The organism is Exiguobacterium sp. RIT452, assembly GCF_003598705.1.
GTDB lineage: Bacteria > Bacillota > Bacilli > Exiguobacteriales > Exiguobacteriaceae > Exiguobacterium_A > Exiguobacterium_A undae.
This window is the reverse complement of the sequence record NZ_QXJB01000001.1, coordinates 982,941-1,006,933: the sequence shown is the minus strand read 5'-3', so window position 1 is coordinate 1,006,933 and position 23,993 is coordinate 982,941. Positions and strand designations below refer to the sequence as shown.

General features: G+C 48.5%; 29 protein-coding genes. 19 read left to right on the top strand and 10 right to left on the bottom strand.

What is annotated here, in order from left to right; all coding sequences use genetic code 11:
- Positions 1-81 precede the first annotated feature (81 nt).
- From D3D03_RS05445 to D3D03_RS05435, 3 genes are all read left to right on the top strand, one after another.
- A complete protein-coding gene (locus tag D3D03_RS05445; protein ID WP_119923065.1) occupies positions 82-1,431 on the top strand; it encodes a phenylacetate--CoA ligase family protein in 1,350 nt (449 codons plus the stop codon).
- Between the two features lie 115 nt (positions 1,432-1,546).
- Positions 1,547-2,278, top strand: coding sequence for a DUF5694 domain-containing protein (locus tag D3D03_RS05440; protein ID WP_119923064.1), 732 nt, complete (start codon positions 1,547-1,549; stop codon positions 2,276-2,278).
- A gap of 12 nt (positions 2,279-2,290) precedes the next feature.
- Positions 2,291-2,905 (top strand): VOC family protein, encoded by a 615-nt coding sequence (locus tag D3D03_RS05435; RefSeq protein ID WP_119923063.1) that lies wholly within the window; start codon positions 2,291-2,293, stop codon positions 2,903-2,905.
- On the opposite strand, the gene D3D03_RS05430 is transcribed toward D3D03_RS05435, so the two are convergent.
- Positions 2,902-3,576 (bottom strand): MDR/zinc-dependent alcohol dehydrogenase-like family protein, encoded by a 675-nt coding sequence (locus tag D3D03_RS05430; RefSeq protein WP_119923062.1) that lies wholly within the window; start codon positions 3,574-3,576, stop codon positions 2,902-2,904. The genes D3D03_RS05435 and D3D03_RS05430 overlap by 4 nt on opposite strands.
- A gap of 60 nt (positions 3,577-3,636) precedes the next feature.
- Positions 3,637-4,809: an IS200/IS605 family element RNA-guided endonuclease TnpB gene (gene tnpB, locus D3D03_RS05425; RefSeq protein WP_119923107.1), complete on the bottom strand. Its 1,173-nt coding sequence runs from the start codon at positions 4,807-4,809 to the stop codon at positions 3,637-3,639.
- Positions 4,810-5,032: 223 nt separating this feature from the next.
- Here tnpB and D3D03_RS05420 point away from each other — a divergent pair, with 223 nt between their 5' ends.
- From D3D03_RS05420 to D3D03_RS05410, 3 genes are all read left to right on the top strand, one after another.
- Positions 5,033-5,668, top strand: coding sequence for a hypothetical protein (locus D3D03_RS05420; protein ID WP_233550653.1), 636 nt, complete (start codon positions 5,033-5,035; stop codon positions 5,666-5,668).
- Positions 5,669-5,989: 321 nt separating this feature from the next.
- Positions 5,990-6,187, top strand: coding sequence for a hypothetical protein (locus D3D03_RS05415; RefSeq protein WP_119923061.1), 198 nt, complete (start codon positions 5,990-5,992; stop codon positions 6,185-6,187).
- Positions 6,188-6,302: 115 nt separating this feature from the next.
- Positions 6,303-6,698 (top strand): RDD family protein, encoded by a 396-nt coding sequence (locus tag D3D03_RS05410; protein WP_026832824.1) that lies wholly within the window; start codon positions 6,303-6,305, stop codon positions 6,696-6,698.
- Between the two features lie 83 nt (positions 6,699-6,781).
- Here the strand turns inward: D3D03_RS05410 and D3D03_RS05405 are convergent, their stop codons facing one another.
- Positions 6,782-7,699: an aldose epimerase family protein gene (locus D3D03_RS05405; RefSeq protein WP_119923060.1), complete on the bottom strand. Its 918-nt coding sequence runs from the start codon at positions 7,697-7,699 to the stop codon at positions 6,782-6,784.
- A gap of 165 nt (positions 7,700-7,864) precedes the next feature.
- On the opposite strand from D3D03_RS05405, the gene D3D03_RS05400 reads away from it, so the two are divergent.
- From D3D03_RS05400 to D3D03_RS05380, 5 genes are all read left to right on the top strand, one after another.
- On the top strand, positions 7,865-8,857 hold the full coding sequence (locus tag D3D03_RS05400; protein ID WP_119923059.1) for a LacI family DNA-binding transcriptional regulator: 993 nt from the start codon (positions 7,865-7,867) through the stop codon (positions 8,855-8,857).
- Positions 8,858-8,987: 130 nt separating this feature from the next.
- Positions 8,988-10,262, top strand: a complete 1,275-nt coding sequence (gene ganS / locus D3D03_RS05395) for a galactooligosaccharide ABC transporter substrate-binding protein GanS (protein WP_119923058.1) — start codon at positions 8,988-8,990, stop codon at positions 10,260-10,262.
- Between the two features lie 57 nt (positions 10,263-10,319).
- Positions 10,320-11,576, top strand: coding sequence for a carbohydrate ABC transporter permease (ganP, locus tag D3D03_RS05390; RefSeq protein ID WP_119923057.1), 1,257 nt, complete (start codon positions 10,320-10,322; stop codon positions 11,574-11,576).
- 5 nt (positions 11,577-11,581) lie between these two features.
- The gene (gene ganQ, locus D3D03_RS05385; RefSeq protein ID WP_119923056.1) at positions 11,582-12,430 is read left to right on the top strand and encodes a galactooligosaccharide ABC transporter permease GanQ; all 849 of its coding nucleotides are present in this window, start codon (positions 11,582-11,584) and stop codon (positions 12,428-12,430) included.
- Positions 12,431-12,474: 44 nt separating this feature from the next.
- Positions 12,475-14,535: a beta-galactosidase gene (locus D3D03_RS05380; RefSeq protein WP_119923055.1), complete on the top strand. Its 2,061-nt coding sequence runs from the start codon at positions 12,475-12,477 to the stop codon at positions 14,533-14,535.
- A gap of 74 nt (positions 14,536-14,609) precedes the next feature.
- Here D3D03_RS05380 and D3D03_RS05375 read toward each other — a convergent pair whose 3' ends face one another.
- Positions 14,610-15,494 (bottom strand): LysR family transcriptional regulator, encoded by an 885-nt coding sequence (locus tag D3D03_RS05375; RefSeq protein ID WP_158583689.1) that lies wholly within the window; start codon positions 15,492-15,494, stop codon positions 14,610-14,612.
- Between the two features lie 113 nt (positions 15,495-15,607).
- Between D3D03_RS05375 and D3D03_RS05370 the strand changes: the two genes are divergently transcribed.
- The 3 genes from D3D03_RS05370 to D3D03_RS05360 all read left to right on the top strand — a co-directional run bounded on the left by D3D03_RS05370 (position 15,608) and on the right by D3D03_RS05360 (position 17,383).
- Positions 15,608-16,345: an SDR family oxidoreductase gene (locus D3D03_RS05370; RefSeq protein ID WP_119923053.1), complete on the top strand. Its 738-nt coding sequence runs from the start codon at positions 15,608-15,610 to the stop codon at positions 16,343-16,345.
- Between the two features lie 5 nt (positions 16,346-16,350).
- Positions 16,351-16,926 carry a DapH/DapD/GlmU-related protein gene (locus D3D03_RS05365; protein WP_199699996.1) on the top strand — a complete coding sequence of 192 codons (576 nt, stop codon included), beginning with the start codon at positions 16,351-16,353 and terminating at the stop codon, positions 16,924-16,926.
- A gap of 115 nt (positions 16,927-17,041) precedes the next feature.
- Positions 17,042-17,383 carry a cyclophilin-like fold protein gene (locus D3D03_RS05360; RefSeq protein ID WP_233550652.1) on the top strand — a complete coding sequence of 114 codons (342 nt, stop codon included), beginning with the start codon at positions 17,042-17,044 and terminating at the stop codon, positions 17,381-17,383.
- Between the two features lie 70 nt (positions 17,384-17,453).
- Here D3D03_RS05360 and D3D03_RS05355 read toward each other — a convergent pair whose 3' ends face one another.
- Positions 17,454-17,942: an NUDIX hydrolase gene (locus D3D03_RS05355; protein WP_119923050.1), complete on the bottom strand. Its 489-nt coding sequence runs from the start codon at positions 17,940-17,942 to the stop codon at positions 17,454-17,456.
- Positions 17,943-18,119: 177 nt separating this feature from the next.
- Positions 18,120-18,869: an SDR family oxidoreductase gene (locus D3D03_RS05350; RefSeq protein WP_119923049.1), complete on the bottom strand. Its 750-nt coding sequence runs from the start codon at positions 18,867-18,869 to the stop codon at positions 18,120-18,122.
- Between the two features lie 148 nt (positions 18,870-19,017).
- Here D3D03_RS05350 and D3D03_RS05345 point away from each other — a divergent pair, with 148 nt between their 5' ends.
- Both D3D03_RS05345 and D3D03_RS05340 read left to right on the top strand, forming a co-directional pair.
- Positions 19,018-19,554 carry a ribonuclease FAU-1 family protein gene (locus tag D3D03_RS05345; RefSeq protein WP_233550651.1) on the top strand — a complete coding sequence of 179 codons (537 nt, stop codon included), beginning with the start codon at positions 19,018-19,020 and terminating at the stop codon, positions 19,552-19,554.
- Positions 19,555-19,858: 304 nt separating this feature from the next.
- A complete protein-coding gene (locus D3D03_RS05340; RefSeq protein WP_119923048.1) occupies positions 19,859-20,521 on the top strand; it encodes an HAD hydrolase-like protein in 663 nt (220 codons plus the stop codon).
- A gap of 74 nt (positions 20,522-20,595) precedes the next feature.
- Here D3D03_RS05340 and D3D03_RS05335 read toward each other — a convergent pair whose 3' ends face one another.
- The 3 genes from D3D03_RS05335 to D3D03_RS05325 are packed head-to-tail and all read right to left on the bottom strand — an operon-like array spanning position 20,596 to position 22,435.
- Positions 20,596-21,300, bottom strand: coding sequence for a class I SAM-dependent methyltransferase (locus tag D3D03_RS05335; RefSeq protein ID WP_119923047.1), 705 nt, complete (start codon positions 21,298-21,300; stop codon positions 20,596-20,598).
- Entirely contained in the window at positions 21,297-22,067 is a 771-nt protein-coding gene (locus D3D03_RS05330) for a creatininase family protein (RefSeq protein ID WP_119923046.1), read from the bottom strand. Before D3D03_RS05330 ends, D3D03_RS05335 begins: the two co-directional genes overlap by 4 nt.
- Before the next feature lie 14 nt (positions 22,068-22,081).
- On the bottom strand, positions 22,082-22,435 hold the full coding sequence (locus D3D03_RS05325) for a YciI family protein (protein ID WP_119923045.1): 354 nt from the start codon (positions 22,433-22,435) through the stop codon (positions 22,082-22,084).
- Between the two features lie 218 nt (positions 22,436-22,653).
- Here D3D03_RS05325 and D3D03_RS05320 point away from each other — a divergent pair, with 218 nt between their 5' ends.
- Complete coding sequence (locus tag D3D03_RS05320; RefSeq protein WP_119923044.1) at positions 22,654-22,833, top strand: hypothetical protein; 180 nt, start codon at positions 22,654-22,656, stop codon at positions 22,831-22,833.
- Complete coding sequence (locus tag D3D03_RS05315; RefSeq protein ID WP_119923043.1) at positions 22,785-23,207, top strand: hypothetical protein; 423 nt, start codon at positions 22,785-22,787, stop codon at positions 23,205-23,207. The genes D3D03_RS05320 and D3D03_RS05315 overlap by 49 nt, the downstream gene beginning before the upstream one ends.
- Here D3D03_RS05315 and D3D03_RS16720 read toward each other — a convergent pair.
- Positions 23,202-23,342 carry a hypothetical protein gene (locus tag D3D03_RS16720; RefSeq protein ID WP_158583688.1) on the bottom strand — a complete coding sequence of 47 codons (141 nt, stop codon included), beginning with the start codon at positions 23,340-23,342 and terminating at the stop codon, positions 23,202-23,204. The genes D3D03_RS05315 and D3D03_RS16720 overlap by 6 nt on opposite strands.
- Before the next feature lie 92 nt (positions 23,343-23,434).
- On the opposite strand from D3D03_RS16720, the gene D3D03_RS05310 reads away from it, so the two are divergent.
- Entirely contained in the window at positions 23,435-23,803 is a 369-nt protein-coding gene (locus tag D3D03_RS05310; protein WP_026832836.1) for a PH domain-containing protein, read from the top strand.
- Positions 23,804-23,993 lie beyond the last annotated feature (190 nt).

Genomic DNA, 23,993 nt, shown 5'->3' with positions numbered 1-23,993 from the left:
GAATTATTTAAAGTGGATAAGTGATCGATTCATTGTTCGAGTGGTCGGCAATCCAGTCGTTGTTCGAAAGGACGTGCGCAGATGGGAATCAAAGAGCAAGTGTATCTGTATTCACCTGTGTTCCTACAAAATCTTTTGACGACATTGTACGGCTATCAGTTGCAGCGGGACCGGTATGGACCGGCGTATCAACAGCGGTTTCAGGAATTGATGGACAAACGGGCGGAAACGATCGATGTCGCAGCGGATCAATTGAAACGGCTCAATGATTTTTTGTTGTTTTGCCAGCATCACAGTCCTTATTATGAAGCGTTGTTTGCAGAATTGAACCTACAATTGCCGTTCGAGAAGCTGAAGGATCTGAAGCAGATCCCACCACTTGAAAAAGAAACGTTACGGCAACACATCGGATTAGTCCGAACAGATCTGCCGGCCCCGATTATCGGCAAGACAGGCGGCACGACAGGAAAGTCGATTCAAGTCCATTATACGAAGGCCGACATGCAGATTCGAATGGCGCATCTGGACTACTTCAAAGCGACGCATGGGGTCGAAAAAGGAATGCGGCGCATCAGTTTTACGGCGCAAGCCCTGGTCTCGGAACATCAGCGAACCCCCGTTTACTGGCGGATGAACCGAGCGCTCAATCAATTGTTGTTCACCGTCAAAAAAATCAGTCCGCGTACGATGACCGCCTATCTGCAAGCGATCGACGAGTTTGATCCGGAGTCGATCGACGGTTTACCGTCCGCAATGATTGAACTTGCCTATCATGCGAAACGAGAAGGAATCGAGCTGTCATGCCGGCCACGCGCCATTTTCCCGACGGCCGAAATGATGACACGAGAAGAACGGCAATTGATTGAAGACGTGTTCCATGGACCGGTTTTTGATCAATATGCTTCATCGGAAGGGGCACCAATCGTCTCGGAATGCCGGTGCGGACAAAAACATCTGCATTACGAGATGGGCATCATTGAACTGGAAGCAGACGGAGAAGTGCTCGTGACAAGCTTCGATACCCACGGTACACCGTTGATCCGCTACCGGGTCGGAGACCGGATGACCAGCAGTGGGAAGACGTGTTCCTGTGGTCATCCCGGTCCTGTGATTGATTCAATTGACGGTCGAAAACGGGGCTATCTCATTAAACCAGACGGTCAAAAAGTATTTGAAAGTCAGCTGTCGAGTCTCGTTAAAGTGTTGCCGAACAGCGTTGAACGGGTCCAGTATATTCAAAACAGTGAACGGGATATCACGTTTTTGTACATTCCGGATTGGACACGTTTTTCGTCGGAACACGAGCAGCAACTTTATCGTTTTTTGAAAACCTTACTGGGCGCAGACATGCAGGTGTCGCTTCGGGCAGTTCAAGAAATTCCGCGTGAGGTCAGCGGCAAAACGTTACTCGTCAAACAAATGATGGCCTAAAAGGCGGATCTTTTCGAAGATCGGTCTTTTTTTGTCGATGCCTTCGTCCAACTCAATGGAAATAGATGACAATCTCTTGTAGAATGGGAATCATTAGTGGACTAGGAGGAGAGACATGAAACCAGGCCCTAGCCTTTTGATTCTCGGGACGATGCACTTAGATCGTCCCGAGAACGGTGATCTGTTGCACCCGGCGCCGATTACAGTGTCGGATGCAGACCGTCAACAGCAAATCCAGACACTGATCGACGTGCTGTTGACGTTTCGACCAACGAAAGTGGCGCTCGAGACGACAGCGGACCGACAAGCACAACTCGATCAAGACTATGCCGCCTATCAAGAAGGCGCTTTTGAACTGACGGCCGATGAGCGGCATCAAATCGGGTTCCGGTTGGCCCGTCAAGCGAAGTTGCCACAGGTAAACGGCGTCGATTGGAATCAATCGATTGAGGGAGTGCCAAACCTCAGTCAACTCGAACAGGAAAAACCGGTTGGATTTCATCAGATCATCTCGCGGGAAACCGTGCGGATGAAACAATTGGATCAAGACATCAGGGGGCTCGATTTTTTGACCTTCTTTCAGAAAATCAATCAACCAGACACGACACGGGGTATGCATCAGACCTATTTGGAACTCGCGCGTCTCGGGGAGACGGGCATGCAGTGGGTTGCCCGGTATTGGTATGTCCGGAATCTGACGATCTTTAAGAACATCCTCGCACTCGTCGAATCATCGGATGAACGGATTATCGTGATTTATGGGTTGGCCCATGTGCATCTACTGCAACAACTGTTAACAGACAGCGGTCTGGTCGAAGTGACGACACTTGACGACCTGACACGATAAGGAGAGAAGTCAATGTTATTTCATTACCATCTGTGGACACCGTTCGTCGAAGAGACGGAACGGTTTTATCAAAAGCTTGGTTTTCGCGTGACGCAACGAATTGGAAAACAGGACGGAACGTTCACGTCGTTTGACCCGCCACTTGACTGGGACGATTTCCGTCATGAAAAGATTCTGTTTCGGATCATTGAGATGAAGCGGGGCGCAATCAACATTACGTTTGGGTACGGAAAAAAAGTCGCCTTCGACCACATCGGCTTTTGGGTGACAAAAGCCGAGCGGCTGGCGACACTTCAACGGGCGGAAACGTTGGGGTGGACGGTCCAGGCGAACGAACGCCGGACGTTCATTCAGACGCCTTACGGCTTTCGGATCGAATTGCAGACGCATCTGGATGCGATCGAATCACGATCGGGAGATCAACTTCTGCAGCTCGAGATTGCGACACCAAAATCAGGTCTTGCAGCGATGTTACACCGGTTACTCGAGCGACCGGTTCCGGAAATCACGACGTCAGCAGCCGAGCAGACACGTTTGGTTGACATGACGTTTTCCGGTGAGCACGCAAGACACGAGCAGGATCCAAACGGTCTGGAAGTGCGGACGGTGAGTAAGGTGCAACGTTAATCAACGAGTGGATAGGTGACGAAGACTTTTAACGGATGCGCGTCTGTCAGCAAGCGCTCGAAACATGCGACTAGATCGCGGGAAGCGACCGTTTGTTCATACAGTTGCTCGAGCTGCGGAACGTGCGGTGCCGTCTCGAAAAACCACGCAGCATGAGTGCGGTAATCCCACCCGTCACTCGAGCCGACAATCCGCAATTCTTTTTCGAAAAAAGCCGGCGTCAACGATAACGTCTCGTGATTCCCGTCCGACAAGATGCAGAGCTGACCGTGAGGAACCAGTGCCTCCTGTAACAGAGCAAAAGCGTCCTGACGGGCTAAGCATTCGAATGCATGCGTAAACGTGTCGGAAGACGGATCGTCGGGCTGAAACAAAGCCGTCGCGCCAAGTCGTAAAGCGAGGGCTGCCCGGACGGGATCCGGTTCAGAAACAATAATGCGTTCGACCTGATAATAGTGACGGAGATAAAAAACCGTCAATAACCCCATAACTCCCATCCCGGTCACGAGTACAGAATCCGTCGGCAGAGGCGCGAGTTTCCGCACGCCCTTCGCGGCGTCACACGACAAGATGTTCAGTAAGGCGAGTTTAGCGGAAATCCCGTCCGGAACAGGAATGGCTTTTGATGCCTCGACAAGCGCGACGTCCCGATGACCTTGAACTACCTCCACCTACGCTTCACTTAGAGGTGAAGGATTCCTGAGTTATCCGACCTAACGGTCGAAACTTGATCAGGCTAACCCCGTCGTCCCGACGGTTGAAGAAGCTAAGATACGTTCGGCTTCTTGTTTGAGATTCAGTCCTGCGTTCACATCCCGGTCGTGATGGATGCCGCAACTCGGGCATGTCCATTCACGCAAGCCAAGATGTTTCACGTCTTTGTGTTGATGTCCGCAACTGGAGCACAGTTGACTGGAAGCAAAGGTCTTGCCGACCTTCACGACGATTTTCCCATACCAGTCCGCCTTGTATTCCAGCATACGGAAGAACTCCGACCAACTGACGTCAGAGATGGATTTGCTCAACTTACGATTCTTCTGCATATTCTTCACTTGTAAGGTCTCGATCCCGATGACGTCGTGGTTTTGGACGATCTCGGTCGATACCTTCTGCAGGAAGTCAGTGCGCTTGTTGGCAATCTTCTCGTGGATACGGGCAACCTTTCGCTTCTGCTTCTGATAGTTCCTCGCCTCGGACAGCGTGACTTTCTTGTTCAAGGCGATGCGTTGACGGCGGGAGAGCTTACGCTGTTCGCGCGCCAGTTTCTTCTCGAGCGTACGGAAGTAACGGTCGTTCTTGTACACTGTGCCGTCCGACAGGATGGCGAAGTTCTTGAGTCCGACGTCGACGCCGACGGATGAACCGGTCTTCGGCAGTTCGTGGATCTCCTGCTCGACGAGCAGGGAGACGAAGTATTTGCCTGAAGCGTTACGTCGAATTGTGGCGTTCAAGATACGACCTGTGACCTGTCTCGAATGGGCGAAGCGAACCCATTTCAGCTTCGGAAGTTTGAGCTGGTTGCACACAATCGAGACTTCAGGAAGTTGAGACTTTCCCTGTATGTTCGTCTTGTACGATTGGACGGGATGGCGCTTGGACTTGAATCGAGGGCGTTCGTTCTGCTTCTTGAAGAAGCGGTCAAACGCATCAGCAAGATGTTTGACGCTGATCTGAACAGAGGTACTATCCACTTCTTTCAACCAGTCGAACTCCTGCTTCAACACAGGAATTTCTTTGGAACAAGAACCGTAGGACAGTCCTTTTCCAGTGGTCTTGTACAATTCATCCCACTTCGCCAAGAAGTGGTTGAAGATGAAGCGTGAACACCCGATCGTCTTCGCGATCAGGATTTCCTGCTCTTTTGTGGGGTAGATTCTGAATTTGTAGGCCTTGTGCTTCAACACCATTTTTCACCTCCTTTAAGGAAAATATACCCGAAAAGCAGGCTGGCGATTCATCTCCCACGTTCACTTCGTTTAAAAGTGGGTGTATTATCGCCTAATTTTGGTAAAAAATCCTTTTCAGAATAAAAATATGACAATTTTGTAAGGTGTGAACTTTTGGGAAGTAACCTGTTTACCGATCAGGATATGCTATTCTAGACAAAAGACTGAACAAGAAGAGGACGTGGCAGACATCGAACGCATTGAAATGTCGATTCATCGTGGATTAGTGGAATTAAAAAATTTAGATAAACGGATTCAAAAAGCACAGACCAAACCGTTCATCGGTGTTCATACCGGCAGTCAGGCTCCGGCAGGTTATCCGTCGGTCGTGACGTTTGCCGAAGAAGCCAAAGCCAATCTCCAATCGATTCGGGACTTGATGGAACGACGGAACCGGATCAAGTCGGCCATCACGGCGTCGAACGCTGTAACGGTCGTCCGGATTGCCGGGCGCGAGATGACCGTCGCCGAAGCCATCGACCGACGGGATGCCGGTCTGGTCTATGACCGTCAATTGTTGCAGACATTACAGACGCAACTCCGGCAGGTCGAGCAGACGATAGAAGAAGAACGTCAGGATATCACGCGTCGGGCTGACAGCCATATCGAGGCGACGTATGGTTCACGCGAGAAGGGCAATGCCGAGGAAATCGAAAAGTCACGGCGTTTGTTCCTTGAACGCTTGGAACCAAACTTGATTGATCCGTCACAGTTACGTCAAGTGATCGCTGAGCTCGACGAGACGATTGACACCTTTGAGGCGGAAGTCGATTTCACGCTGTCGGAAAGTAATACGGTCACGAAAATCTTCGCCTGATGAAAAAATTCCTTGTTTGTCCGATGATCCTGCGACCAAACACGCTTGTTTTGTGCGATAACAAAACGTCGGTGCGATGCACCTCACATCGGTTCTGAATGGAACCTCAAGTGAAAGTTCAACGCTGACAGCTCAACGGATAACGAACAATGGTCAACGATCAAATGATCAAAGCTTAAAGTTGAATGAGCAAAGACGGATAAAATCCACGGTACAACGGAATGAGAGAGGATTTGTTTGTTGCCTCTAGGAACACCGCGTGGCTGGGCAGACAAGGAATATACATAACTAAGAGAAGTAAAACAGGAAAGGATGAGACGGATGTTGCCGATTTATTTGTCTGTTTTGGAAATGTCGAATCTCACCCTTGCAGTTCTCATCGTGGGCGTCATCTTGACCTTCAAATACGGACGCCTGTTTGTGAGTAAAGAAATCCCGGCTGCAAGTAAACGAATCGCCGCTGTCTTGTATGGTGTGTGTCTGTTCGGTTTGAGCGGCATCGTCCTGGTGTTTTCATGATGACGAGACCTTTTTTGACAGGAACCTACCGTGTCAAAGAAGGTTTTTTTGATTCAAAGGCGAAAGGGTAAAGATGGAACAGTGAAGTGATTATTAAACCAAGGGGGAACTGAGGATGGACGGATTATTAAAACGCCGGATCGGGGCAGGCATCGTTGATTTACTCGTACAAGGAGTGGTTGCCGGTGTGCTCGAAGAAACCGTGTTGAAACGCGTCAAAAATAAGGCGGTTCATTCACTGATTACGGAACCGGCCGTCAATTTCCTTATCGAGACGACACAACTCGCGACAGGAAGCCGGCAAACCATCGGGCAACGACTGTTTCAGATTCAAGTCGTCAGTGACAACGGACAACCGCTCGCTGTCAAACAGATTGCGAAACGGATTGCTTACCGGGAAACGATTGCCCCGATCAAAACATGGAAAAACCGCAAAATTTATCTGCAGGACGGATCGGTGTTACCGGAGGATGAATTTGCCGGTACACGTGTTGTGCGGAAGGGAAAATAAAACAGCTGATTCGAAAAAAATCATATGAAATTACCGGGGACAGCAGATTTAAAATCTGCTGCCCCCTTTTCTTGTCGTAGTACTCAATAAGTGGTGCTAAACGAATATGTGGTGTGTTGAGAATATGGAGATCGTTGGTTGACGAGTGAGGATAAGATAAAAGGCTTCGAATCAAAGCACACACCAGAAACGGATTTTGTTCGTTGTTCACCTGCTTCAATAGACGGAATCCAGGCGGTAGACAAAAGAAATCCAGGTTGAGATGATTCAATGGTCATCCATCGACCGCTTAACGCTTCGTGAACGGCGATGACTGGTTTTTGACAAAACAAAAAATACGTATCTGTAAGGGATGCTGGCGTAGTCTCATCAATAAATAGGTGCTTCAAACGGCGTCCTAATTGAAAATCAAAGACTGTCCCCTTTGTCCGCATGAACCACGAATCGTTTAAAAGAGCGTAGGTTGGATTAAGGAAATAAGAACTAGAAAATTTTAAATCGTGTTGTGAGATACTCTCTTTTAAATTTCCACTTAAGTTGAAGAAGATAAGATTTGAAAGTGAGAGACGTAACGGCTGCTTAGTCTTAGCAAAATACCGAAGTATCAGTTGATTATCATTGGTCAGAATATAAAGGATTTCTATGTGAATGACGTGAATGTTTATGAAAATCGTAGTACACAGACGAACGCCTATTCGATGTGTCGTCGTAAACGCTTCCCCTGTAAATGGAATTAGATGCAAAGATAAGTTTGTTTCACAAGGCATACTGGATACCGATAAGTCATATAGATGACCCGATAGCCCATTAAAAAGCGAATTTTCGAGAGACGACGATTTTAAATTTCCGAGGAGGATATCTTCTTGATGACCATTTCGGTCAGGCACAAGTAAACGCTGGATTTGTCCTCCTTTGCTTAAAATATCGACTTCGATTCCTCGACTATTCTTTAAACGATACTGTGTCGACTGATCTGTTAATTGATTAATTTCAACCTTCAATTTCTTTCCTCCTCTTTTCGAATGAAATAAACCGGGTTTTAACGGTATAATAAAATAATGGCAACAGATTAAGTAAAAATGTTTTATTGAATTTTACCATAAAATAATTATTTTTTACTAAAATTTTTTATCTTTAAATTAATCAAAATCAGAGGTGGATGGATGATGGCAACGATTAAGGATATTGCAAAAGAAGTTGGATGTTCGATTTCGACGGTTTCGCGTGTGTTAAATAATGATCCAACTTTATCGGTGGGAGAAGAGACGAGGACTAGAATTTTTGAAGTGGCAGAAGAGGTCGGTTATCGAAAAAAAACATTAAAAACGCTCGTGAAAAACATCGCTTTTTTGTACTGGTTGACTGACAATGAAGAGCTCGAAGACGTCTATTTTCAAACGATGCGGGTTGAAATTGAGAAAAAAGCACGCGAAAACAATATTGAATTGACGACATATAAATTAGAAGGCGGAATTGAGAAAATTCCATTTGATATCGACGGATTTATTGCTGTTGGTTCCTTCATGAATCGTGAACTGGAATATTTGAGAGAATTGACAACACACGGCGTGTTCATCGATTCTACGCCGGATCCGGCATATTACGACTCTGTTCGTCCGGATCTTGCGCAAATCACGCGCCAGGCAATCGAGGTGTTGGTGGAACAAGGGCATAAGAAAATCGGATTTATCGGCGGGACGTATCATAATCTTGATACGGATGCAGAGGAGATGGACGGACGGGAACGGGCTTTTCGTCAAGCGATGGAAGAACGTCAGTTGTTGCGTGAAGACTTCATTTTTTGCCGGAAGGGTTTTTCGGTGGATAACGGTTATTACTTGATGAATCAAGCGGTTGAACAGCTCGGGGAAGAGTTGCCGACAGCTTTTTATGTCGCGGCAGACCCAATCGCGGTTGGTTGTTTACAAGTCTTGAATGAACAGCAAATTGAAATTCCGAAACGTGTCAGCCTGATAAGTGTCAACGATACAAGCATCTCGAAATATGTATCACCACCTTTGACAACATTCCACATTGACTTGGAGGAAATCTGTCAGAATGCGATTCAGTTGTTGCTGGAACGAATTTTAAAGAAACGGAAAGTCGTCAAAACCGTTTACATCGGCGCTGAATTAATTACGCGTAAAAGTACGTTGTAAATAAATTTAGTAAAATATTTTACTAAATTTATTTACAACGTTTTCTTGTGGTGTTATATTTTGAATAAGAAAACGCTTTCAAAAATGTTTTTATTCTTTTCATAATATGACTCATAGGAGGAGTAAGAAGATGAAGAAAACCATTACATACATGACTGTCCTGAGTAGTCTGGCATTAACGGTCTCGCTCGCGGCATGTGGTCCCGGGGAAGAGTCGCAGGAGAAGAAGGATGAAACATCGGGTAAAGAAGCGAAGCTTATTGTCTGGGAAGACATTGAAAAAGGAGAAGGAATCAAAGACATCGTTTCAAAATTCGAACAAGACAACGGCGTTGATGTGGAAATCGTTGAAAAACCGTATGCCAAGCAAATCGAGGACTTACGATTAGATGGTCCGGCGGGGACGGGTCCCGATTTATTGACGATGCCAGGGGATCAGATTGGGACTGCCGTAACAGAAGGAATCATCATGGAGATGGATGTTCCGAAAGAGATCCAGGCCATTTATACTGATGTTGCGCTCGATTCGCAAAAAGTGGATGGGAAACTCTATGGTGTCCCAAAAGCAGTGGAAACAACCGTTTTATACTACAACAAAAAACTGGTGTCTGAAGAGAAGTTACCGAAAACATTGGAAGAGTGGTATGCCTTATCCAAAAAAACGGCAACGGGGCAATCATTTGGATTTCTCGCTTTATTTGATCAAATTTATTATGCCCAAAGTGTCCTGAGCGGATATGGCGGCTACATTTTTAAGCAGGATGGCCAAGGGAAGTATCAGACGAAAGAAGTCGGGCTTGGGAATACCGGAGCCATCGAAGGTGCGACGTATATTCAAAAGTTTTACAAGGAAAAATTATTCCCGGCAGGCATCATCGGTGAGCAGGGAATCAATGTCCTCGAGTCCTTGTTTACGGAAGGGAAAGCGGCAGCCATCATCTCCGGTCCCTGGAATGTCGAGCCGTTTACGAAAGCCGGCATTGATTTCGGTATCACAAAATTGCCGGAACTTGAAAACGGGAAAAACATGAGTTCTTTCATCGGCGTCAAAAGTTATAATGTCAGTGCCTATTCCAAACAATCGGAGCTTGCGGGCAAACTGGCGCTTTATTTGACGAATGCGGAAAACTCTAAAAAACGTTTTGAAATCACAAAAGAAGTTCCGGCCGTCAGTGCGTTGGCAGAAGATCCTGCGGTCACAAAAAGTCCAGCCGCACAAGCAGTAGCCGAACAATCTAAATTTTCCGAGTTAACACCGAACGTCCCCGAAATGAATGAAGTCTGGAAGCCGGTTGATGCCGCACTTCAAACGATTGCCACCGGAAAAGCGGAACCGGAAGCAGCGATGAAGCAAGCCGTCAAGACGATTGACGGTCAGATTAAGGCGAAACACGGAACGAAATAACCGTGTTTGATGCGACAATGCCTGACAGTCAGAGATTCTAATAAAGAGGTGAAGGACGTGCAACACCGGAAAATTGGATTGATGTTATCGATCATTCCAGGACTTGGCCAATTGTATCACCGGCAATGGATGAAAGGCGGACTCTTGCTCGCGGTCAGCATTGCCTTTTGGATAGCGTTCGCCGATTTGCTCAACATGGGACTATGGGGAATCGTGACGCTCGGAACAGAAGTACCCCGCGACAACTCGATTTTTTTGTTGGCACAAGGCATCATCGCGATCATCATTTTGTTATTTGGGATCGGTCTTTATGTATTTAATTTACGGGACGCCTACCGCAATGGGCAAAAGCGGGACCAAGGCGTCCGACCGGATTCTTTGTGGTCGGATTATCGGAATTTAATGAATCAAGGTTATCCCTATTTAGTCAGTGGACCTTCGTTGTTTCTGTTGATATTTGCCGTGATTTTTCCTATTTTGTTCAGTTTCGCCTTGGCGTTTACGAATTATGATTTGTACCATTCCCCGCCTGCCAAACTGGCGGATTGGGTTGGATTTTCTACCTTTGCTCAAATCTTCACAGTTGATATTTGGCGGTCGACGTTCTTTGATGTGTTGTCTTGGACGATTGTCTGGACATTGGTCGCCTCGACGTTACAAGTGTCGCTTGGTATTTTTTTAGCAGTGCTCGTCAATCAAAAAGAGGTCCGGTTCAAACGTGTCATTCGGACGATTTTCGTTTTGCCGTGGGCGGTTCCCGGTTTTGTGACGATCCTTGTCTTTGCCGGACTTTTTAATGACAGCTTTGGTGCCATCAATCTGGACATTTTGTCTCTATTCGGTCTTGATCCGGTCCCGTGGTTGACAGATGAAAAGTGGACACGGGTTGCCCTTGTGTTCATGCAGGGATGGCTCGGATTCCCGTATGTCTTTTTAGTGACGACAGGTGTTTTGCAATCGATTCCTGATGATTTATACGAAGCAGCAACGATTGACGGCGCTTCGATTTTTGCGAAGTTTCGACATATTACGATGCCGATGGTACTGATTGCGATGTCGCCGATTATCATTACCCAGTTCACATTCAATTTTAATAACTTTAACATCATCTATCTCTTTAACGGGGGCGGACCGTCCGTACCGGGTTCCAATGCCGGCGGAACGGATATTCTCGTCTCCTGGATATATAAATTGACGATGCAGTCCGGTCAATACGCGTTAGCTGCTGCTTTGACGATCCTGCTTTCGATTTTTGTCATCGCGATTGCGTTATGGCAGTTTAGACGAACGAATGCCTTTAAGGAAGGAGCGTGACCGGGATGGCGACACGTAACATGACGCGGACGGTTCGTCTGACGCTGACCTATTTGATTCTGCTGTTCGTTGCGACCTGCATCATCTATCCCCTCTTGTGGACGATTGGTGCGAGCTTTAATCCGGGCAACAGTTTAGTCAGCACATCGATCATTCCAAAAAATCCAACACTTGATCATTACCGGGAATTATTTGCCGGAAAAGAAAGTCTGCAATACGGTCATTGGTATATGAACTCTTTGAAAATCAGTCTCTTTACGATGCTCGGAACGGTTGTCAGCGTTTCTTTTACAGCCTATGCTTTTTCAAGGTTTCGCTTCAAAGGACGCCAGCAAGCCCTGACGTTGTTCTTGCTGTTGCAAATGATTCCGCAGTTTTCTGCCTTGATTGCCCTGTTCGTACTGGCCCAGCTACTTGGCATGATGAACAGTCACTGGCTACTGATTCTATTATATATCGGCGGGCAAATTCCGATGAATACATACTTGATGAAAGGATATATGGATTCAATTCCGGTTGATCTGGATGAAAGTGCAAAACTCGACGGCGCCGGTCATACCCGGATTTTCATCCAAATTATTTTACCACTGTGTCGTCCGATGCTTGCCGTGGTCGCGATGAACGGATTTACGGGACCGCTCGGTGATTTTGTGCTGGCTTCGACAATTTTACGGACGCAGGAAGCGTATACGTTGCCGATTGGTCTGTTTAATCTCGTCAACGAAGCGATGGGAGCGAGCTATACGACGTTTGCTGCCGGAGCGATTTTAATCAGCATACCGGTCGCTATTCTGTTTGTCCTGCTGCAAAAACATTTTGTATCCGGGTTAACAGCCGGAGGCACAAAAGGGTAAAAGAGAAAGAACAGCTAAATTGGTGAGTAAGGGAGAGTTATATAATGGGACGAAGAATCTATACATCAAAGGCCAGGCATTTGTTGCACGGTGGGGACTATAATCCGGATCAGTGGCTCGACGTCCCGGATGTCTTGCAGGACGATTTACGGTTGATGCGTCTCGCACACACGAATACGTACTCGATCGGCATCTTTGCTTGGAGTGCGCTTGAACCGATCGAAAATCAGTTCACGTTCGAGTGGCTCGATCAAATCATCGACGAGATTCATGCGAACGGAGGCCAGGTCATATTGGCGACACCAAGCGGGGCGCGTCCTGCCTGGTTATCTCAAACGTACCCGGAAGTCCTGCGTGTCGATGAGAGGCGTGTCAAACAGCTCCACGGCGGGCGTCACAATCACTGTCTGACGTCGCCCGTCTATCGCAGGAAAACCGAGCAGATAAACCGCTTGTTGGCCGAACGTTACGGGACACACCCGGCGCTTTTGATGTGGCATGTCTCGAATGAGTACGGGGGCGAGTGTCATTGTCCGCTTTGCCAGGAAGCCTTTCGGAATTGGCTGAAAGTGAAGTATGAGACGCTTGAAGCGTTGAATGCCTCGTGGTGGAGTGCCTTCTGGAGTCATACATTTGATGACTGGTCGCAAATCGAATCGCCGTCGCCGATTGGTGAAAGTATGGTCCATGGTTTGAATCTGGACTGGAAACGCTTTGTGACGGATCAAACGATTTCCTTTTTTGAACAGGAAAGCGTACCTTTACGTGAATTGACGCCGGCACTTCCGATTACGACCAATTTCATGGCGGATACGGAGGACTTGATTCCTTTTCAAGCTCTCGATTACAGTCAATTTGCCAAACACGTCGATGTCGTCAGTTGGGATGCCTATCCGACTTGGCACAATGATTGGGAGACGACGGCCAATTTAGCGATGAAGGTCGGGTTCATCAACGACTTGTTCCGGAGTTTAAAACAGCAACCGTTCCTTTTGATGGAATCAACACCGAGTGCCGTCAACTGGCATCCCGTCAATAAAGCAAAACGTCCGGGCATGCATCTGTTATCCTCGATGCAAATGATTGCCCACGGTTCCGACAGTGTCCTTTATTTCCAGTGGCGCAAATCCCGCGGATCATCAGAAAAGTTCCACGGGGCGGTCGTCGATCATGACCGATCGGAGCATAACCGGGTCTTTCGGGAAGTCGCCCAAGTCGGACGGACCCTCGAACAATTAGATGCTGTGGTCGGTACGACGCGACCGGCGGAAGTGGCGATTGTCTATGATTGGGAAAATAACTGGGCATTAAACGATGCTCAAGGGTTTGCAAACGGGACGAAAGACTATCCACAAACCCTCCAGGAGCACTATCGCTTTTTTTACGAGCAGGATATTCCCGTCGATGTCATCACGAAGGAACAGCCGTTTGATGCTTACAAACTGCTGATCGTTCCGATGCTGTATTTGGTTAGTGCGACGACATTAGAGCGGTTGCAGCGTTTTGTCGAACAGGGTGGGACATTAGTCACGACGTACATGACGGGTCTCGTCGACGAACACGATTTGACGTATGCCGGATGGCCGGATGAACTGAAAACACTGTTTGGTCTGACACCACTCGAAACGGATACCCTTTATCCGAATGATCGGAACGGGGTGGCGTTTGACGGCAAACATTATGAACTGCAGGATTATGCGACGATCATGGAAGTAGCGGAAGCAGAGATCGTTGGTAGCTACACCGATGACTTTTATCGTCATACGCCGGCCGTGACAAAAAATCAATATAAACAAGGTGAGGCATGGTATATCGGCGGACGACTCGAGTCTGCATTTCAGCATGACTTGTATACGATGATAACGGATCGGTTAACCATCAAGGCGCTATTCGATACGTCGCATACGGCTGAAGTTTCGGTTCAAGTACGTCGTGGACAGGATGTGTACTACGGATTCATCATGAACTTTTCGGAAGTCGAGCAATCGATTAAACTGTTTGAGCCTTTGCTGGAGTCTTTAACACAAACGGAGATCAGCGGTCAACTGACGCTTAAGCCGTATGAAGTCAAGATAGTTGAACGGACGAATACAAACAATAAATGAATACGATACAAGGCGATTTTCCGAATGTAAATGTTCTAATGTTCGGAAAATCGTTTTTTTTGATGATGTTTCATTTAAAGGGCTGTCTCATTTTGCGAATGTCTCAACCACTCCAATAATTTTTTTGCCGGACGTGACAGGACGGCTTCCTTTTTCCAAATCAAAAACGTGTTTGAGGTGACGTTCGGCAGGAGCGGCACAAAAATCAGTTCACTGCCTGTTGTATTGATGATGTGATCAAGGCATAAAGCGTGACCAAGTCCTTCTTTGACCAAAAGTGACGCATTAAACAGTAAGTTATAAGTTCCGACGATGCGGCTTGCATTGAAATCGAGTCCCGTTTTTTCCGCAAACTGTTGCTGGTCTTTGGTTTGTTCCGAGATGATCAACGGTGCATTCCGTAAATCCGCTGCATCGACCGTCGTTTGTTGGCCCAGCGGATGGTCTCTTCGTGTCAAGATACCCCATCGGTCGGCTGTTGCAAGCTGTAAATGATGATATTCCTTGACGTCAAACGGTTCAATTACAAGACCGAAATCGAGAATGCCTTTGTCGAGTTTATCGAGGATATCTTGACCGTTGCCGCTGTGGATCCGGATGGTGACCTCAGGGTGCTGCTGATGCATCTCATGAAATGCCCGGATAACGCTTAACATACTGGTCGTCTCGCCGCCGCCGATGTAGAGATCACCGTGCAACGTTTCTTCCGTCGTCAGATTGGTGACGATTTTATCCGCCAGAGTAACCATTTCGCGCGCCCGTTCGGCTAAATAATAACCGTTCTCCGTCAAGATGATACCGCTCGGCGTCCGGTCAAATAAAACACCGTTTAACTCGTCTTCCAACCGTTGCAGTTGGCGGGACAATGCCGGTTGAGAGATCCGGAGAATGCGGGCGGCCCGGGTAATGTTTTTTTCTTCGACGACCGCTAAAAAATACCGTAACTGTTGTAGTTCCATGAGAATCCTCCTATGCGTTTTAGTTATGTCTTGTGATGTAATATTAGCATTAGACATGACTAATGGATACTTGTAGTGTTGTACACAAGCAAGACATACGAGGAGGAACATCAATGAGTACACCACTAAACAAAGTCATCGTCATCATGGGGGCATCCAGCGGGATTGGCGAAGCGACGGCCCGTTTATTAGCAGAACGAGGAGCGACACTGATGTTGGCAGCCCGTCGTCTCGACCGATTACAGGACATCCGGGACGCGTATCCGCAAGCGGATATTCGGATCAAGCAGGCAGACGTCACCCAGTTTGATCAGGTCGAAGCTGTGATTCAGGAAGCGAATTCGGCATTTGGACGGATTGATGTTCTGTTTAACAATGCCGGCATCATGCCGACCGCACCACTTGCCGCGGGTCACCGGGAGGACTGGAAACAGATGCTTGATATTAATGTCATGGGGGTACTAAACGGGATTGCCGCGGCGTTACCGATTATGGAACACCAACAAGCCGGTCATATCATTGCAACGGACTCAGTCGCCGGTCATGTCGTCTATCCGGAATCGGCCGTCTATTGCGGGACGAAGTTTGCCGTCCGGGCCATCATGGAAGGTCTGCGGCAAGAACAACGGGAAAACCAGATTAAATCAACCATCATTTCACCAGGTGCCGTGCAGACGGAACTCTACACGACGATCAAGGATCAAGCTGTCGGCGAATCGCTTCGTCAAGCGCAACAGGAATGGGGACTGACGAGCGAAGATGTGGCACAAGCCGTATTGTATGCGATCGACACACCGGACCGGGTTTCGATCAGCAACTTAATCATTCGCCCGACGCAACAACACGTGTGATGCCGATGGAATCATCATCACTTCTTCAACAGATTCAAAATCGACTGATTGAGGCAGACGATCCCCTGTTCGAGCAGATTCATGCCGTACAACGCGACGGAGAACGATTGCTCCACCGGTTGAACCAGCAACTGTTGTCACCAAAGGCGTTTCGTGACACGTTAGCCGAGTTGATCGGTCAGCCGGTCGATGAAAGTGTTGTCGTCTTACCCCCGTTTTATACGGACTTCGGGCAACACATTTCGCTCGGAAAAGACATCTTCATCAACCGTGGGGTGATGCTGACGGATCTCGGTTCGATTCAAATTGATGATCATGTGTTGATTGGTCCGTTTGCCAAGTTGTTGACCGTCAACCATCCGGTCAGTCCGGCAAAGCGGCGTGGTTTGCTCGTTGCCCCGATTCACTTGAAACAAAATGCCTGGATTGGAGCGGGGGCGACGATTCTACCGGGGGTGACGATCGGCGAACACGCGATTGTCGCAGCAAATGCGACCGTGACGAAAGATGTCCCGGACAAGGCGATTGTCGCCGGTACCCCGGCTCGAATCATCCGTTACGTTGATGAGACGGAGGGATGAAATGAACCGTCGTGTGATTGTCATAATGATGATTCTCTCGCTTGTACTGTCGGGGTGCGGTACGTCGGCGCCTGTGTCGACCGAATCAGACAAAACGGTCAAGGAGAGAGCAACCATGCGCATCGAAATCAATGGTCAAATCGCTTCAGTACAACTGGAAGACAACGCAACAACTACAGCCTTAATGGCGGACGCCCCGTTTACGATTAAAATGGATGACTTGCATCGAAATGAAAAGTACCATTATTTCGACAAGGCATTTCCGACGGATGCCCAATCGGTTCAGACGATTGAGGCTGGAGAAGTACTGCTGTATCAAAACAATTGTTTAGTGATTTTTTATGAAGCGGTCGAACCGGCGGCTGAATATACACGAATCGGACAAATCACCGATTTTGAGGACATTCAATCGCTGTTTGCTCCCGCAAGTATCCAGGTTCGTTTTCTGAAGGAATAGACGACGTAAAAAAGACTTACATCTGGTCACTGACCGATTGTAAGTCTTTTTAGGTTGATGTGTTTTGCGGTCATTTCAGGGACGGAGGTGAGAAGGAACTATCCAAATTCCATAACCGGTCTCCCAGTTGTTTAAGCAACTCGTTGGCCCGGCGCTCAATCGTCTCGGGAAGTGTCGTCTGGCTGAAGTAGCTCAGATTCAGACTTTCCCCGTCGCGCATCGCAAGCGTCCCCGTGACGTCTTTTGCGTGGTAAAGATGAATGACGCTGTATGTTTCATCCCCGTTCGGATACTGGAAGTAAAAGCGGGGACCGGAAAAGACGCCGATCAGTTCCAGTTGAGTCGTCTGTAGACCAGTCTCCTCCTGCAGTTCACGGATGGCGACTTCTTCGAGTGTTTCGCCGAGTTCCATCGATCCGCCCGGCAGTCCCCAGTCGTGTGTATCGGACCGGTGTTGGAATAAGACTTCCCGTTGATCGTTCGTCACGAGGACCGTCGCACCGACGCTGATGATCGGACGACTCCCGATGGTCTTGCGTAATTCTGAGATATACCCCATGTAGAGACCTCCTTTAAGATCTGTAAGATTGGCTTTGATGTAACCAGTATTTGCACAGGACGGAACACCATCCTTGTTCGTGATCACGTCTCAATCATTCGGCTGGATTGAGGTGGATCGCATATGTTGACAGGACATCGGTAAATTGCCGAACACTCATGTTCGGTCGCTCCTCCATTACCGGATGAATCCACCCTCTGCATGAATGATCTGTCCTGTGATCCAGGCGGCGTCTTCACTGACGAGGAAGGCAATGGTCCGCGCGGCATCACTCGGTGTACCGATCCGTCCGAACGGAAACTGCGGTTGGAGCTGCGTCCGGACGTCATCCGTCATCCACGTCGAATCGGTTGGTCCGGGATTGAGCGCGTTGACGGTAATCCCAAGCGGCGCGACAGCGAGCGAAAACGAAGTCGTAAACGCTGAAATCGCCCCTTTCGTCGCTGCATAAGCGAGTTCATCCGGCATTGGACCGAGATCCTGTCCGGACGTCATGTTGACGATGCGACCATTCTGTAAACCGGCTTGCTCGAACTGGCGGGCAAACAGGACCGATAACAGCAACGTGCTCCGGATGTTGACGGCGTAGTGGGCATCAAGTGCTGCAATATCTAAGGAAGCCAGATCGGTCTGCGTCGAGTGAGCGGCATTGTTGATCAGGACGGACGGTGTGCCGACTGTTGAGCGCGTATGGGCAAAAACACGTTCTGCCGCATCGGGCGCCGAAAGGTCGATTTCAAGCGCTTCGCTTTGGGTACCGTTTGCCGCCAGCTCTGCTTGAAACGTCTTGATCCAGGAAGGATCGGCTTTCCAGTATGTAAAACAAATTGTCATTCCTTGAGCCGCGAGCTTCCGGCAAATCGCCGTACCGATATCATCGGGATGGCTCGCACCGGTAATGAGTGCGATCCGGGGTGAGTATGACATGATAACGCCTCCAATGTAAGTCCGTCTATGTGTGTCATTGTACCGTGATGAAAAGAAGGGCGTCCAGAAAAAAAGAGGGATTTTTTTACAAAATGTAATAGAATCCATCTGTTTCCAAATGCTATGATGAAAAAAGAGGTGGTTCAAGGTGCTGAAACGGAAATACGCGGCGCGCTCGTCGTGGAAGCGGATGATTGAACGAAATTACCGGGAGCTGTACATGGAGACGGAATCATTCACCGGGTATGTAACACGGCTTGATATGATTCAAGTGACGCACCCGTTGCATGTTCGGTATTCAGAACGGACGGTTCAGCTTGTTGGCGACGGCTATTCCTGGCTGCAACAGTTTCCGAGCGGAAAAAAGCATGTCGTCACGACGATGTTTAATGAACGCGGAAAAATCGTTCAAACGTATGTCGATATTTGTTTTCGTCACGGACGGGATGCGAACGGGATTTTTTGGGATGACTTGTTTTTGGATCTTGTGCTGTTGCCGTCGGGAGAGTGTTTGATCCTTGATGCGGATGAGCTGGAAGCGGCATTAAGAGCGGGGGAAATCAACCGGGCACAGTATGATGAAGCATGGCGGGAGGTCGACCGGTTGCGCGAACAAATACGGACATCGGATTCTGTGACCGGTACGCTTGCTTATGCGCACCATGCCTTACTGAGCAATTCGTGATTCGAGCAAGCAAATCCCGTTGAGTGTCAAAACAATCAACGGGATGATGGAAGGGTGCCGCTAGACGATTTTGTTGTTGTTATGATAGAGGACGAACAGAACGATGCTGATGACGGCTAAGGCGATCACAATAAGCACCATCATGACGTTTCATCTCCTTGCGCTTTCGAAAAAAACATGGCACATCCCTGTCCTAGTCTTTACCCTGTATTCAGAAGACTGAGTGAGCAGGCCGCAGAAAATTTTTAACAGATTGAGTTGACTGACGAGAAGTCTGATCTGAACCATCAAGGAGGTTGGAAATATGAAACAGGCGTACATATTTGATATGGATGGGACATTATTTCAAACGAATCGTATTCTTGGTCATGCCTTGGACGACGCGTTCACGTTCTTGCGCGAGCAGGAACGCTGGAGCGGAGAGACTCCGCTTGCGAAATATCAATCGATCATGGGAGTACCGTTGCCGGAAGTCTGGCGGACACTGTTGCCGACGCATACGGATGACGAACGGATACTTGTTGATCAAATCTTTCAAGGCGCGTTGATCACCCATATAAAACAAGGGCATGGTGCGTTGTATCCGGGTGCCGAAGCGACACTCCGTGCCTTAAAAGCAGCGGACCACCCTTTGTACATCGCAAGCAACGGCTGGAACAACTATTTAGCTGCGATCGTGACGTATTATGAACTGGATCGTTGGTTAGACGGTGTCTACAGCATCGAAGACGTGGCGTCGTTACAGAAAAGTGATTTGGTACGGCACATCTTGTCAAACCATCAGTTGACGCAAGCGACGGTCGTCGGAGACCGGATTTCTGACTTTATGGCGGCACGGACGAATCAATTACCGGCCATCGGCTGCCGTTTTGATTTTTCGAATGAAGCAGAACTGGCAGAAGCTGATTATATCGTCTCCGATTTACGGGACATCCTAAAGCTGAGTCTTGCTTCGCTCTCGAAATGAGATGATCTAGTTTCAACACGACACAACCGGTGCCTCCTTTAAACGCAAGGGGACACCGGTTGTGTTGGATTGTGTCATCTCTTTTGGAAAAGCGCTGTCCACAGTCCGGAGAGTCCGAAGACCGGATCGGTCGGGGCAGCTTCCTGCATCAATCGGATTTCAAGGACGTCAAACGTATCAAAAATCGAGCGGAGTTTGTCTTCCGTGAAGCCGAGACCGCCCTGCAGACTGCGTTGACGGTAAACGTCCCAGTCGGTCATGTCGGACCCGCCGTACTGACCGCCCTCGACGAAGCAGGTTAAGGCAAAGCAACCGCCCGGTCGTAACGCATCCGTGACGACGCGGATGTAATCGTGTCGTCGGTGCGGGGCGATATGATGGAAACAGCCGGAATCGTAGACGAAGTCGTAAGCACCGTCTTCAATCGAGAGCTCAAACAAGTTTCCTTGCCGGAACCGGACATCAAGTTGCCGCTCGTTTGCCCGTTCATTTGCCCAATCAATCGATGATTGCGCAAGGTCAATCGCGTCAACCTGACTTCCACGTTCCGCCAGATACAAGGCATTGCGTCCGGGACCGCTTCCGAGTTCGAGGACACGTGTCAGCGGAAGTTGTGTTTGTTCCACGTAGGCGACAAGATTTTCATCCGGTTTATCGACGAAAAAGGGAATCCGTTTCGTCCGATCTTCATAAAAGCTATCCCAAAACGCAGTCGGTTCCCGCAGTAAAGCATCCAGCATGTTCAGGATATCGTCCTGCGTGCGAATCGTTTCCTTCATCGTGGTTCCTCTTTTCTCGCCGGCAGATTTCTCAAACGGACCGCAGTTGTCAGTATGTCTTCCAGATGTTCCGCCCGCTTGTCGATGAAGGTCGTCCAGAACGTTTCCCCGATTCTTGCCAGTTCGTCCGGTGAATAGACGCCGGGCTCAAAATGGCCCCAACAGCCGTCCGTTGTCAGTTGATCCCAAAAAACATAATCAGCGACCGGGTAATGAGACAGCGGAACGTCTCCCCCCATCGGTTTTAAATCGACGAGTTCTGGACAAAGCCACATCGCCGTCGCGACGGACAACAGACCGCCGTGACGTTCGTTTAACCCGTCCAGTCCGGCAACGTGTAACGCTTCCTCAAAAGCCTGATAACGGTGGGTCGTGATGACGACCAGTTCCGGATACTTGAAGTTAATCTGTTTGACGAACGCCGATTCCCAGTAGGCACCTCCGTGCCCGTTGCAAAGGACAAATTGATTAAATCCTTGACGGAACAGATTGACGATGATTTCTTCGAGCATCGCCGATAACACCGTCGGACTGACGGTGACGGTTCCCGCTTGATTGGCATGTTCTTCGGAGGTATTAAACGGCAAGGTCGGTAAGACATAGGCGTTTAAGCGTTCGCCGAAAACGGTCGCATACCGCTCGGCAATCAATGTATCAAGATGCATCGGCAAATACGGTCCGAACTGTTCCGTTGCACCGACCGAAAGAATGGCAATGTTCGTCTGGCTGTCTTGGATGACTTGTGTACTGTTTTTGTAGCTGAGCATGCATCAATTCTCCTTTATTCGAATACTTGTCTTAATTCGATTTGTCCTTCGCCGTGACCTTGCGGATCCGGCATACGTCTGGCCCAGGCGATCGCTTCCTCTTTTGACGCCACATCAATCAACAGGAAACCGGCAATCTGCTCCGCCGACGGTTCAAACGGTCCGGATGTGACGTCCGCTTGTCCATTGGGTTGTTGATACGTAAAGCGGAGCGCTTCCCGTGTCGGGTGAAGTCCTTTTGCCATGACCCGGACACCTGCCGTCACCAACTCCTGATTAAAGGCGGCCATCGCGTCTTGGAGCGATAAATCAGGGAGTAAATCGGCTTCCGACCGGTGAGACGCTTTGACGAGCAACAGGAATAACATCAATTAACCTCCAAACAAAAGTAGAAAATGGTGATGACTGTATCACCTATTTAGTATTCTACAAACAGTAAAAAATTCCTGCTGTATCAACTAAAAAATGGATGTCGGAAATTTCGATGGCGAGTAGATAAGGAAAATGATTGCCAATTTAATCGTATTTAATTAGCATGGAAATGGAAGTTATGAAATCATAAATGGTCATGAAAGGGAACAGGAAGATGGTATATGGCATCGGGTTATTTTTGTTAGGGGTCGTCGGATTGACGGCGCGCGGGTTGTATTTTGGGATCTTCGATATCACGGAGTGGGCGAGTCTATCGTTGCTTCTGCCCGCCGCCTACGGAGCGGGGTGGATCGAACGGATCCAACAAAACGGGACGGGACCTTTTGCGGCTTAGACGCCGGATACGCTTCACGCCTCGGTGAACGATTATCGACAGGGGTAAAACAGATCTATCGGGCGGATGTTGCGTTCGGTACGTATCGGCGGACGTTCCATAAACCGTGGCACCGCTGGTTCATTGCTTTTCCGAAGGTGGAAGGATTTTTTCTGAATTTGGTGTTCGACGTGTCAAACCAACAATTTCAGCTAGTCGAGAAACCGAATCAACGGTTGTGGAGAAATCAGACGGAATGGTGGATCGAGGAGAGGGGAGAGACTGTCGGTGAAATCAAAACGGATAATACGTTCCGTCATGCGGCCGCGTTCAGCGAAGTGTTGCAGATGACTTACCGAACGGAACAGTATCAGATCCGGTCATCCAAGTTATAGCGGCGCATAGAGGTGTTGCAGCAAGGCACAACGATCGCCACGAGCAAACGGAAACGGAATCTTTTGACGTTTGATGTTCCAAAGCAGGATGCGCACGTCGCGCTCATCGCCGGAATGGTCTTGTTTCGTTTCCATTATCGGGAATGAGACGCCTCCCGGATGAAGTGCGGAGTGTGATATCCTAAGACAAAGCAAGAGAATCAAAAACAGAAAGCAGGCGATTTGTGATGAGCAATCCACTGAGTCAACTTGCATGGACCTTCGTCTCTGAGTGTGACATCCCGCATGACGTGCAAGGATTATTGATTCAAGGCGAACAGGCATTGTCCGCCTACAAGACGATTCGTGACGTCGCCGTCTTCACGACCCACCGGTTGATCATTCGGGACGCACAAGGACTGACAGGGAAAAAGGTCGAAGTCTACTCGATTCCCTATAAGTCGATCAACATGTATTCGACGGAAAACGCCGGTGGGATGTTTGACATCAACTCCGAAGTTCAACTGTTTACCCGGGCCGGAACGATTAAGATCAATCTCAACAAAAAGGTCGACGTTCGCAAAATCGATCTGTTGATTGCCAATGCGATTTTATGAGGAGGAAAGCGTAATGAAAAGAACGTTCAAGAAAAAACGAGTGATCCTCTTATTGACGTTGCTCGCCGCTATCTGCCGACCGAAACGAGTCCGTTAATTTTATTTCAACTCCCGTAATTCATGCTTAAACGTATAGAGCGTAACGACGGGCAATCTTTATATGCTGAATCCGTCACTCTGAATAACAGGG